The following is an 11985-nucleotide window of genomic DNA, read 5'->3' on the forward strand; positions in this document are numbered from 1 at the left end:
ATGAGTTCACTAGGAGTTGCAGGACCGGTAACCGACCGGCAATTGCATAAATTTGGCGGTAGCAGCCTGGCGGATGTGAAATGTTATCTGCGTGTCGCAGGCATCATGGCGGAGTATAGCCATCCAGGAGATCTGATGGTGGTATCCGCTGCGGGCAGTACCACCAACCAGCTGATCAGCTGGTTAAAATTGAGCCAAAGCGATCGTCTTTCCGCTCATCAGGTTCAACAAGCATTGCGTCGTTATCAGAGTGATTTGATTGCAGGGTTGCTTCCTTCTGAGATAGCTGAACCGCTGATTGCCCTGCTAATTCGCGATCTGGAGCGTTTGGCCGCCCTGCTGGATGGCAAAATTACCGATGCGGTATACGCCGAAGTCGTGGGACACGGCGAGATTTGGTCCGCACGTTTGATGTCGGCAGTACTTAATCACCTGGACATGCAAACATCCTGGCTGGATGCGCGTGATTTTATGCGGGCAGAACGTGCGGCGCAGCCTCAGGTAGACGAAGGACAATCCCGACCGTTGTTGCAGCAATACCTCACGAAGTATGCGGGGCACCGTCTGGTGGTGACCGGCTTTATCTGTCGCAATGATGCGGGAGAAACGGTACTGCTGGGGCGTAACGGTAGTGATTATTCCGCGACGCAGATTGGTGCGCTGGCGGGCGTGGCTCGCGTCACGATTTGGAGTGATGTCGCTGGTGTTTACAGTGCTGATCCGCGCAAGGTGAAAGATGCCTGTCTGCTCCCTCTGCTACGGTTGGACGAAGCGAGTGAACTGGCGCGATTGGCTGCGCCCGTGTTACATGCGCGTACGCTGCAACCAGTATCCGGTAGTGATATCGATTTGCAGTTGCGTTGCAGCTACCAGCCGGAACAGGGATCGACGCGTATTGAGCGCGTATTGGCTTCTGGAACCGGTGCCAAAATAGTGACCAGCCATGATGACGTTTGCCTGATTGAAATTCAGGTTCCGGCTGAAGACGCGTTCTTGCAGGTACAGCACGACATTGAGCAGCTTTTAAATCGTTTACAGTTAAAACCGCTAGCGACGGGAGTTCATCATGACCGTCATTTGCTACAGCTCTGCTATACCTCTGAGGTTGTGGACAGCGCCTGGGAGAAGCTGGCTCAGGCAGATCTTCCGGTCGTGCTAAATAAGCGGGAAAACCTGGCGTTGGTTGCGATGGTTGGCGCGGGCGTGGGGAAAAATCCGCTGCACAGCCATCGTTTTTATCAGCAGTTAAAAGATCAGCCGATCGAGTTTATCTGGCAGTCGGAAGATGGGATTAGTCTGGTTGCAGTATTGCGTGTTGGCCCGACAGAACATCTGATTCGTGGTCTTCATCACTCTTTATTCCGGGCGGAAAAACGCATCGGGCTGGTATTGTTCGGTAAAGGGAACATTGGCTCGCGTTGGCTGGAACTGTTCGCGCGTGAGCAGAGTAATATCTCTGCCCGGACAGGCTTTGAATTTGTGTTGGCAGGCGTCGTGGACAGTACTCGTAGCTTGCTAAATTACGACGGTCTGGACGCCAGTCGTGTGTTGGCATTTTTCGAAAATGAAGCACAGACGCGTGATGGTGAAGATTTATTCCTGTGGATGCGTTCACATCCCTTCGATGATTTAGTGGTGCTGGATGTCACGGCCAGTGAGTCGGTTGCCGATTTGTACCTCGATTTTGCCAGCTATGGTTTTCATGTGATTAGTGCTAACAAGTTGGCTGGAGCTTCTGGAGGGAATAATTATCGTCAGATCCGGGACGCCTTTGCTAAAACGGGTCGTCATTGGCTGTATAACGCGACGGTCGGCGCTGGGTTGCCGGTGAACTTTGCTGTCAGGGATCTGCGCGATAGCGGTGATAGTATTCTTGCAATCAGTGGTATTTTTTCTGGCACCCTGTCTTGGTTATTCTTGCAGTTTGATGGTTCAGTACCGTTTACTGAGCTCGTGGATCAGGCATGCCAGCAAGGGTTGACCGAACCCGATCCGCGTGTCGATCTGTCTGGACAGGATGTGATGCGTAAGTTGGTGATTTTGGCTCGTGAAGCAGGGTATGAAATTGAGCCCAGTCAGGTGCGGGTGGAATCGTTGGTGCCATCAGGTTGTGAAGAAGGTTCTGTTGACTATTTCTTCGAAAATGGTGAATCGCTAAACGAACAGATGATCCAACGTCTGGAAGCCGCTCAGGAGATGGGGTTGGTATTGCGACACGTCGCCCGGTTTGACAGCAATGGCAAAGCGCGGGTTGGCGTGGAAGCGGTCAGGCCGGATCATCCGCTGGCGTCATTGTTGCCCTGTGATAATGTGTTTGCCATCGAAAGTCGCTGGTACCGCGACAATCCTCTGGTGATCCGTGGGCCCGGTGCGGGGCGTGATGTAACGGCTGGCGCTATCCAATCCGATTTAAACCGGTTGGCTCAACTACTTTAGTTTTTTGTGACTATTTATCAATAGATTACATCTAATCGCGCGCTCTTGTTTTCCTGGGGCGCGTAATTCATTGTCTGAGTAATCCTCTATTTTCTTTATCCTCATATCGACCACATGAATTTTATTCATGTAGCTTGAGTAATCATCACCGCATATCCTGATGAAAAGCGTTGACTCTTTAGGCAGATTACGTCATTTTCTATATAGACGTCTAAACGTATAGACGTTTATGGAAATGATGATAACGGCAACGGTGAATGGGGTAGCAGGGTATGAGTTTTTTTCACGCAAACCAGCGGGAAGCGCTGAATCAAAGTCTGGCGGAATTACAGGGGCAGATTAATGTTTCATTTGAGTTTTTCCCGCCGCGTACCAGTGATATGGAAGAGACTTTGTGGAATTCTATTGATCGCCTGAGTAACCTAAAGCCGAAGTTTGTGTCTGTTACCTACGGTGCTAATTCGGGTGAGCGCGATCGTACTCACAGCATCATAAAAACCATTAAAGAACGCACGGGCTTGGAAGCCGCCCCACACTTGACTTGTATTGACGCTTCACGTGAGCAGTTACGTGAAATCGCGCAGGATTACTGGCAGAGCGGCATTCGTCATATTGTCGCGCTGCGGGGTGATTTGCCCCCTACCGGTGGAAAACCAGAAATGTATGCATCCGATCTGGTGACGTTGCTGAAAGAGGTCGGTGATTTTGATATTTCTGTTGCCGCCTATCCGGAAGTCCATCCCGAAGCAAAGAGTGCGCAGGCTGACTTGATCAATTTGAAACATAAGATTGATGCAGGTGCTAACCGTGCGATTACGCAATTCTTTTTTGATGTAGAGAGCTATTTACGCTTTCGCGATCGCTGTGTTTCCACAGGGATCGATGTCGAGATTGTGCCGGGGATCTTGCCTGTTTCTAACTTCAAACAGCTACAGCGTTTCGCCACCATGACGAATGTTCGTGTGCCGAACTGGATGACGTCTATGTTTGAAGGGTTGGATAACGATCCGGAAACCCGCAAGATGGTTGGCGCGTCCATTGCCATGGATATGGTTAAAATTCTGAGCCGTGAAGGTGTGAAGGATTTCCATTTTTATACGTTGAATCGTGCTGAATTAAGCTACGCAATTTGTCATACGCTGGGCGTTCGTCCGGTGGTCGCACACTAAACTCACTCTTGCATAATACAGACGATGCCTGGTTTTCCCCGAACCCGGTATCGTCTGCGCATTTCGTTATCTTCCTGTCTTTGCAAATCATGACGATATCAACGCGTTGTTTTTTGTTATCTTATCGCGCCGTGATCGCTGCTCTACATGCCAGAACATTTTCTTGAAGATGCTGGCAACCGTGACATCGATGACATGCACAAAATGCTATCAACACCAAATAACTTGAATATATTAGCCAACTCATTATAGCGTGGCAGGTGGCTGAGGGAGCATGTAGATAAAAGTAGATATATCGTGATGAGATGCATTATTCGTTTTGTCTGTTGATAGGAATAATCGTTCATTGCTATTCTATCTATCGCCATTTGCTATCATGATAAGGAGAATAATAAATGAATATTCGGGATTTAGAGTATCTTGTGGCGTTGGCCGAGCACCGTCATTTTCGGCGCGCAGCAGACTCTTGCCACGTTAGTCAGCCAACGCTCAGTGGGCAAATTCGGAAGTTGGAAGATGAACTTGGTGTGATGTTGTTAGAACGAACCAGTCGAAAAGTCTTGTTTACTCAAGCTGGGTTGTTACTGGTAGAACAGGCACGAACGGTACTGCGTGAAGTCAAAGTGTTGAAAGAAATGGCGAGTCAGCAGGGAGAAACCATGTCTGGCCCGTTGCATATCGGTTTGATCCCGACAGTTGGCCCTTATCTGCTACCGCAAATTATTCCTATGTTGCATCGTACGTTTCCCAAGCTTGAGATGTACCTACATGAAGCACAAACGCATCAGCTGTTGGCTCAGTTGGATAGTGGGAAATTGGATTGCGCAATACTAGCTATGGTGAAAGAGTCCGAGGCTTTTATTGAAGTGCCTCTCTTTGATGAGCCAATGAAACTGGCTATTTATCAGGATCATCCGTGGGCAAACCGCGAACGGGTTGCCATGTCCGATCTGGCTGGCGAAAAGTTACTGATGCTGGAAGATGGACACTGCCTGCGCGATCAGGCGATGGGATTCTGTTTTCAGGCTGGTGCCGATGAAGATACCCATTTCCGTGCGACCAGTCTGGAAACGCTGCGTAACATGGTGGCCGCAGGAAGTGGCATCACGCTGTTGCCCTCGTTATCGGTACCGCATGAGCGAGAACGCGATGGCGTCTGTTATTTGACCTGTTATAAACCGGAGCCAAAGCGGACTGTCGCTCTGGTTTATCGCCCTGGTTCACCGCTGCGCGGACGTTATGAACAACTTGCTGATACCGTCCGCGAGCATATGCAGGCTTATATGGAAAACTTGTCAAAACAGACGGTTTAACCCATTTAATGCCGCAACCCGATAGGCTTCCGCCATCGTTGGGTAATTGAAGGTGGTATTGACGAAATACTCGATGGTATTACCTTCGCCTTTTTGCTCCATGATGGCCTGTCCGATATGAATGATCTCCGCAGCACGTTCGCCAAAGCAGTGAATACCCAAAATCTGTTTGGTTTCTCGATGGAAGAGAATTTTCAGGCTACCTACGTTCATCCCGACGATCTGTGCCCGTGCCAGATGTTTGAATTGCGCTCTCCCTACCTCATAAGGCACCTTCATGGCGGTGAGTTCTTGTTCGGTTTTACCCACGGAGCTGATTTCTGGAATGGTGTAAATGCCGGTAGGAATGTCTTCGATGAGGTGAGCGGTCGCATCGCCTTTCGTGATGGCCTGTGCGGCAAGACGCCCTTGATCATAGGCTGCTGAAGCCAGACTGGGGTAGCCAATAACGTCACCCACGGCATAAATGTGCGCCAGACCGGTTTGGTACATACTGTTGACCTTGATTTGCCCACGGCTATCAGTATTCAGACCAATGTTATCCAGTCCCAGTGTTTCAGTATTACCCGTTCGGCCATTGGCATAGAGCAAACAGTCGGCTTTCATTTTTTTGCCCGATTTTAGATGGACGATAACGCCATCGGACAACCCTTCAATACGTTCAAATTCTTCGTTATGGCGGATCACCACGCCATTGTTCCAAAAATGATAGGACAGTGAGTCTGACATTTCCTGATCGAGAAACGCCAGTAAACGATCGCGAGTGTTGATCAGGTCGACCTTAACGCTCAATCCACGGAAGATCGATGCATATTCGCAACCGATCACGCCAGCGCCATAGATGATGACGTGTTGCGGCTCATGATTAAGTTGTAGGATCGAATCGCTGTCATAAATACGGGGATGCGTGAAATCGACTTCCGGTGGGCGATAAGGCCGCGAACCGGTCGCAATGATGATATTGGCGGCGGTCAGGGTATCGTGTGTGCCATCCGGATAATGTACGGCAAGCGTATGTGCGTCAATAAATTGCGCCTCGCCGGAGAATAGTTCGCACTGATTTCGCTCATAGAACCCCTGACGCATGCGGGTTTGCTGACCAATCACGCTGTCGGCATGACGCAGGATATCGGAAAATGAAGAACTGATAATGCGGGAGTTATCACTATAGAGTGGGTTCTGGTTGAATTCGATGATACGGCTGACGGCATGGCGCAAGGCTTTGGAAGGAATGGTTCCCCAATGGGTACAGCCGCCGCCGACATTGTAATGTCGTTCAATTACCGCAATTTTAGCCCCTTGTTTGGATAAGCCCATGGCTGCCCCTTCGCCGCCGGGACCTGAACCAATCACTATCGCATCGTAGTCGAATTGCTTTTGTAAGGCCATTGTCTAAACCTGTTTTTATACAAAATAGTAACTTGATTGTAACATCGCTCACGGTAGAACCCAATCATCCCTGCTGTTATTAAGGAGAAATGATAGGCGCATTTTTAATATGGCAAACTTTGTCTCAGTATGCTGGGATTAAAGTTTGCTATAGTGCTTTTCTGGAAAGGAGAGCGAAGGATTTGGGCAGGATAATGGGTGTCAGAGCACAACAAAAAGAACGGACGCGTCGTTCGCTGATTGAGGCGGCGTTTAGTCAATTAAGTGCTGAACGTAGTTTTGCCAGCCTGAGTTTGCGTGAGGTCGCTCGTGAAGCCGGTATCGCGCCAACCTCTTTTTATCGCCATTTTCGCGATGTGGACGAATTGGGGCTGACGATGGTGGATGAAAGCGGGTTGATGCTGCGTCAGCTAATGCGTCAGGCCCGGCAACGTATTGCGAAAAGCGGCAGTGTGATCAGAACGTCAGTGTCTACTTTCATGGAATTTATTGGCGATAATCCTAACGCTTTCAGATTGTTATTACGCGAACGCTCTGGAACGTCTGCTGCATTTCGTGCTGCGGTCGCGCGTGAGATACAGCACTTTATCGCAGAATTGGCTGATTATCTGGAAGTTGAAAATCATATACCCCGCAGTTTTGCGGAGGCGCAATCAGAAGCGATGGTGACCATTGTTTTTAGTGCCGGGGCGGAAGCATTGGATGTCGATTTGGCACAGCGTAGGCAACTGGAAGAACGTTTGGTGTTACAACTGCGCATTATCTCTAAAGGCGCTTACTACTGGTATAGAAAGGAACAAGACTCTGGCACCAGTACAAGTACTTCGTGATTTTTATACCGAATATTCCTGACATAATTTGAGTTGCTGCGGCATCCCATAATGCTAGCCCCTTGGATAGGGCAAGTCGTAAACGTCGCTAATATACAGGGCAACTTGGAATATGGCGGGTGTCAACATGAAAAGGGAGATCCCATGACAAAACAACCACCTCTGCAAGAAAAAGGGACGCTGTTGCTGGCGCTTATCGCTGGGTTATCGGTGAACGGTGCGTTTGCAGCGTTATTTAGTTCAATCGTCCCCTTCTCGATTTTTCCCTTGATTGCGCTGGCGCTCTCTATTTACTGCCTGCATCAGCGTTACATGAATCAGAGCATGCAAGAAGGGATGCCAATACTGGTCGCCGCCTGTTTCCTATTGGGATTGTTGATCTACAGCGCGATTGTTCGCGTTGAATACCCGGCTATTGGCTCAAATTTTATTCCGTCTCTGCTGTGTGTTGCGTTGATTTTCTGGATTGGACTTAAATTGCGGGCCAGAAAGCCTGCAACAGAGATAGACACACCGTAGGTACTCGTTTCTGGCGGCGATGCCGCCAGTCAGTAGTGCGGATTACGTGCGTTTTTCCAGTACTACGCCACATTCCATGTGGTGGGTATAGGGGAATTGGTCAAAGAGCGCCAGACGTTGAATCCGATGTGTATCATTCAACGTTTCCAGGTTGTGGCACAGCGTTTCCGGGTTGCAGGAAATATAGAGTATGCGCGGATAAGCCTGCACAAGTTTGAGCGTTTCTGAATCCAGACCGCTACGTGGTGGATCGACAAAAATGGTTTCGCACTGATAATCGGTTAGATCGATCCCTTCTAAGCGATTAAACGCCCTGAACCCTTGCATGGCTTGAGTAAACTCTTCTGCTGACATTCGGATAATCTGTACGTTATCAATCAGGTTTGCTGAAATGTTATATTGTGCTGCGGCGACGGAAGGTTTGGCGATCTCAGTAGCCAGCACCCGCTCGAAGTTTCTTGCCAGCGCGAGTGAAAAATTGCCATTGCCGCAATACAGTTCCAGCAAATCACCTTTTGATCCTGCCGTAGCATCTAACGCCCACTCCAGCATCTGAATATTGATTGCCGCATTCGGCTGGGTAAAGCTATTTTCCACTTGCCGGTAAATCATATCCCGGCCTGCAACTGGCAGACATTCATCGACATAATCGTGGTCAAGGCAGATTTTGGTTTTTGTCGCGCGACCAATTAACTGTAGACGAAATCCTTGATGAGTCAGGTTGTCGCGTAGTACGCGGGCATGTTCCTGCCATTCCTCATCCAGTGCGCGGTGATACAGTAGAGAAACGACGATTTCACCGCTCAACGTGGATAAATAATCAATCTGAAATAATTTGCGGCGTAGCGTCGGGTTGGGCTGTAACTCGCGAATCAACACCGGCATCAGACGATTAATCAGTTCGCTGGCTACGGGAAATTGATCAACCCGAATGCGTTGTTTCGTTTGCGGGTTAAACATGATGTGGTAAAGCTCATCGCCGTCATGCCAAATACGAAATTCTGCTCGCATCCGGTAGTGGCTGACGGGGGAACGGAAAACGAATGGTTCCGGCGCATCAAAGGGTGCCATCATCCTGCGAAGACGTTCAGTTTTTTGTGCAAGCTGGTCGTCATATTGATCAATAGGCAGGGTTTCTGGCGTCATGGTTTTCTCGTCTGAACGGCGTCTAAATGAGGTTTACTGGCGGGGAATTGTAGGGAATATCGCTGGGAAGTCCAGTTCTGTTATACGGTTATGCTGTTGTGAAATAGCAGTCTAGACATCTGCATGCTGGCATCGTAGCATGTGCGTCCGGCCTTTTATCATGAGTTAAAAGGGAATCCAGTGTAAATCTGGGGCTGACGCGCAGCGGTAAGGGAACGTCGAGCGATAGCATGATTGCAGACACTGTCTTTTAAAGATGGGAAGTCATCGCTCCTATTGTTAACCATACTTTCGTTTTCGAAATAGAGTAACAATGGCACCCAAGCCCGAAGACCTGCCGGTATACGTCGCAATGACCATGACCATCGCGTGCTATCGATCGTGGTAATGCGGCATCCTTAATATGGTGTGGATGCTTGATTTATGTTTAAAAAAACAACGCTGTTGACAGCGCTCTCTGTCACGGCATTTTCCGGCTGGGCGCAGGATAGCCATTCATCGCAAGATTCTTCTGACGATATTGTCGTAACAGCAAACCGTTTTTCTCAACCCGTTTCCTCTGTGTTGGCTCCAATCGATATTGTCACTCGTGATGATATTGATCGTTGGCAGGCTAAAAATGTATTGGAAGTGATGCGCCGATTACCCGGTGTTGATATCGCTCAGAATGGCGGGTTGGGGCAAAGTGCCTCAATGTTTATTCGTGGTTCAGAAGCGCGTCATACTCTGGTGCTGATTGATGGAGTGCCTGTTGCTAAACCTGGGATTTCAGGTGTTGCTGATTTCAACCAGATTCCAATTTCTCTTGTTCAGCGTATTGAGTTTATTCGTGGCCCTCGCTCTGCGGTGTACGGCGCTGACGCGATTGGTGGCGTGATTAATATCATTACTCAGGCTGAAGGTGACAGCGCAAACCTCCATGCTGGCATAGGGTCCAACCATTATCAGGAATATGGTGGCAATTTTCGCCGTATGATTGCGGATAATACGCAACTGACTTTGGCTGGCGCATATCAGGACACAAGAGGCTTTAATGTTTATCCTGATTCTTCCTATAGCGTTGATAGAGATAGAGACGGTTGGCGAAATAAATCATTCTGGGCGGGCGTTGAACATAAGTTTAATGAGCGTTTTTCAGGGTTTGTGCGCGGCTATGGCTATGGGGCAAATAATGATTATGACGCGAGATCTCCCGGAGAAGGGGATGAGCAACAAACCTATAACCACACCTATAGCTCAGGCTTGCGTTTCAATCAGGGGAATTATGCTTCTCAACTGATTGCTACTTATCAGACATACAGTTCGCTGAATTACGCCAGTACCCAAGGGCGCTACGGCAAGAATCATTCGCTGGATGATATGGAACAGCGTAATCTGCAATGGGGGAATACCTTTGCAATTGCGCATGGAACAGTGAGTGGCGGTATTGATTGGAAGCAGCAGAGGCTAACTTCCAAAGGGGTAAGTTTTAGTAGCGGCCTCCGAGAGGCGAACAGCTATAAACAAGACAATACTGGCGCTTATATTACCGCGCAGCAGCAGTACGGTTCGGTCACTTTGGAAGGGTCTGCGCGCGGAGATGATAATGAACAGTTTGGCCGTTATGGAACATGGCAGTTGGCTGCGGGATGGGAATTTGTTCCTGATTATCGTTTCACGCTTTCTTACGGCACGGGGTTCCAGGCTCCAACGCTGGGTCAGTTATACGGGCAGAAACGTTTTGATATTGACTCGAATAAAGACCTGAACCCTGAAGAATCAAAACAGTGGGAAGCCGGGATTGAAGGGTTGACGGGTCCATTGGACTGGCGCCTGTTCGCTTATATCAACAAAGTTGATAACCTCATTGAGTATGAGTATTCCTCTGCGACGAATACTGGAACCTATTACAACGTCAAAGCGGCAACGATGAAAGGCGTTGAATGGACAGGATCGTTTGATACTGGCATTGTAAAACATCAAATTACGCTGAATTATCTTGATGCGCGTCGTGATGATGATGACAACGTATTGGGGCGTCGAGCGAAGCAGCAGGCTAAGTATCAACTTGATTGGTCATTGTATGACGTGGATTTTGATCTTAGTTATCAATATGTAGGAAAACGTTTTGATTCGGTTCAGAATACTCGACGTTTGCCAAGCTACAGTACCGTTGATTTCGCAGCTTCATATCCGATCACCTCTCACCTAACCGTTCGTGGTAGAATTGCCAACCTGTTTGATAAAGATTATGAGACGGCATATGGCTACCGCACGGCAGGGCGAGAATACTATCTCACCGGAAGCTATACCTTCTAACCTGCCATCCCGTCCTACGGTACTGGTGTTCGATTCCGGCGTAGGCGGGCTGTCTGTTTATGATGAGATCCGGCAACTCTTGCCGGATCTTCACTATATTTACGCATTCGATAATGAAGCGTTTCCCTATGGTGAGAAACCGCAGCAGTTTATTATTGAGCGTGTTGTCAACATAGTTACTGCTATTCAGCAACGCCACCCATTGGCGCTGGTTGTGATTGCCTGTAACACGGCAAGTACGATTTCTCTTCCTGCTTTGCGCGAACGTTTTACTTTCCCAGTAGTAGGGGTTGTGCCTGCGGTTAAACCGGCTGCAAAGTTGACGCGTAATGGTGTCGTGGGTTTATTAGCCACTCGGGCTACGGTGCAGCGGCCTTATACACACGAACTGATTGCTCGTTTTGCGACTGATTGCCAGATTTTATCGCTGGGTTCGTCAGAACTGGTCGAATTGGCAGAGGCAAAGTTGCAGGGAGAGACGATCTCGACGTCTGAACTGCAAAAGATTTTGCGTCCCTGGCTGCGTTTGCCTGAGCCACCGGATACTGTTGTGCTGGGGTGTACGCATTTCCCGTTGTTATCGGAGGAACTGCAATTAGCGCTACCTAATGGTACTCGATTGGTGGATTCCGGTGCGGCGATAGCAAGAAGGACAGTATGGTTGGTCGCCAATCTTGATAACCCACCATGCTCAACGGAAAAAAATCTGGTCTACTGTCTAGCGATTACACCAAAGGTTGCTACTTTGTGGCCAGTATTGCAGCGTTATGGTTTCTTTTCGTTGGAAAAACTATCACTTTAGTGTGCTGGTGGGCAAATTGTAGGCGAATGATAATTTTTTTGCATTTAGCGCTTGTCAGGCGGCGAGAAGTCCCTATAATGCGC

The 11985-nt window shown here is 48.8% G+C and carries 9 protein-coding genes, 1 pseudogene and 1 riboswitch; of the genes and pseudogenes, 7 read left to right on the forward strand and 3 right to left on the reverse strand.

All coding sequences use genetic code 11. From position 1 onward, the window contains the following. Together ACKPVM_RS12315 and metF are read left to right on the forward strand one after the other, a co-directional pair. Positions 1–2436, forward strand: coding sequence for a bifunctional aspartate kinase/homoserine dehydrogenase II (locus tag ACKPVM_RS12315; protein ID WP_409309337.1), 2436 nt, complete (start codon positions 1–3; stop codon positions 2434–2436). A gap of 272 nt (positions 2437–2708) precedes the next feature. Further along, positions 2709–3605 (forward strand): methylenetetrahydrofolate reductase, encoded by an 897-nt coding sequence (gene metF / locus ACKPVM_RS12320; RefSeq protein WP_409309338.1) that lies wholly within the window; start codon positions 2709–2711, stop codon positions 3603–3605. 191 nt (positions 3606–3796) lie between these two features. Here metF and ACKPVM_RS12325 read toward each other — a convergent pair. Continuing rightward, a pseudogene (locus tag ACKPVM_RS12325) lies at positions 3797–3883 on the reverse strand (glutathione peroxidase); the annotation flags it as partial. Positions 3884–4000: 117 nt separating this feature from the next. Here ACKPVM_RS12325 and oxyR point away from each other — a divergent pair. Next, positions 4001–4918, forward strand: a complete 918-nt coding sequence (oxyR, locus tag ACKPVM_RS12330) for a DNA-binding transcriptional regulator OxyR (RefSeq protein ID WP_409309339.1) — start codon at positions 4001–4003, stop codon at positions 4916–4918. Here the strand turns inward: oxyR and sthA are convergent. Continuing rightward, positions 4901–6307 (reverse strand): Si-specific NAD(P)(+) transhydrogenase, encoded by a 1407-nt coding sequence (gene sthA, locus ACKPVM_RS12335; RefSeq protein ID WP_409309340.1) that lies wholly within the window; start codon positions 6305–6307, stop codon positions 4901–4903. The two genes, oxyR and sthA, sit on opposite strands and share 18 nt — an antisense overlap. A 194-nt stretch (positions 6308–6501) precedes the next feature. On the opposite strand from sthA, the gene fabR reads away from it, so the two are divergent. Continuing rightward, positions 6502–7137, forward strand: coding sequence for an HTH-type transcriptional repressor FabR (fabR, locus tag ACKPVM_RS12340; protein WP_409309341.1), 636 nt, complete (start codon positions 6502–6504; stop codon positions 7135–7137). 144 nt (positions 7138–7281) lie between these two features. Beyond that, positions 7282–7656: a YijD family membrane protein gene (locus ACKPVM_RS12345; protein WP_409309342.1), complete on the forward strand. Its 375-nt coding sequence runs from the start codon at positions 7282–7284 to the stop codon at positions 7654–7656. Between the two features lie 42 nt (positions 7657–7698). Here the strand turns inward: ACKPVM_RS12345 and trmA are convergent, their stop codons facing one another. Beyond that, positions 7699–8802 (reverse strand): tRNA (uridine(54)-C5)-methyltransferase TrmA, encoded by a 1104-nt coding sequence (trmA, locus tag ACKPVM_RS12350; protein WP_409309343.1) that lies wholly within the window; start codon positions 8800–8802, stop codon positions 7699–7701. Between the two features lie 134 nt (positions 8803–8936). Further along, a riboswitch (cobalamin riboswitch) is annotated at positions 8937–9158 on the forward strand. Between the two features lie 67 nt (positions 9159–9225). Between trmA and btuB the strand changes: the two genes are divergently transcribed. Together btuB and murI are read left to right on the forward strand one after the other, a co-directional pair. After that, a complete protein-coding gene (btuB, locus tag ACKPVM_RS12355) occupies positions 9226–11100 on the forward strand; it encodes a TonB-dependent vitamin B12 receptor BtuB (protein ID WP_409309344.1) in 1875 nt (624 codons plus the stop codon). After that, positions 11045–11902 carry a glutamate racemase gene (gene murI, locus ACKPVM_RS12360; RefSeq protein ID WP_409309345.1) on the forward strand — a complete coding sequence of 286 codons (858 nt, stop codon included), beginning with the start codon at positions 11045–11047 and terminating at the stop codon, positions 11900–11902. Before btuB ends, murI begins: the two co-directional genes overlap by 56 nt. The last annotated feature ends 83 nt before the right edge of the window (positions 11903–11985 follow it).

Origin of the sequence: Pectobacterium hainanensis, assembly GCF_046237015.1 — a bacterium.
Classification (GTDB): domain Bacteria; phylum Pseudomonadota; class Gammaproteobacteria; order Enterobacterales; family Enterobacteriaceae; genus JBJYIN01.

Excerpts from the sequence above, each read along its gene's own strand:
- ACKPVM_RS12315 (WP_409309337.1), top strand. The coding sequence starts at position 1 with ATGAGTTCACTAGGAGTTGCAGGACCGGTAACCGACCGGCAATTGCAT.
- metF (WP_409309338.1), top strand. The coding sequence starts at position 2,709 with ATGAGTTTTTTTCACGCAAACCAGCGGGAAGCGCTGAATCAAAGTCTG.
- oxyR (WP_409309339.1), top strand. The coding sequence starts at position 4,001 with ATGAATATTCGGGATTTAGAGTATCTTGTGGCGTTGGCCGAGCACCGT.
- sthA (WP_409309340.1), bottom strand. The coding sequence starts at position 6,307 with ATGGCCTTACAAAAGCAATTCGACTACGATGCGATAGTGATTGGTTCA.
- fabR (WP_409309341.1), top strand. The coding sequence starts at position 6,502 with ATGGGTGTCAGAGCACAACAAAAAGAACGGACGCGTCGTTCGCTGATT.
- ACKPVM_RS12345 (WP_409309342.1), top strand. The coding sequence starts at position 7,282 with ATGACAAAACAACCACCTCTGCAAGAAAAAGGGACGCTGTTGCTGGCG.
- trmA (WP_409309343.1), bottom strand. The coding sequence starts at position 8,802 with ATGACGCCAGAAACCCTGCCTATTGATCAATATGACGACCAGCTTGCA.
- btuB (WP_409309344.1), top strand. The coding sequence starts at position 9,226 with ATGTTTAAAAAAACAACGCTGTTGACAGCGCTCTCTGTCACGGCATTT.
- murI (WP_409309345.1), top strand. The coding sequence starts at position 11,045 with ATGGCTACCGCACGGCAGGGCGAGAATACTATCTCACCGGAAGCTATA.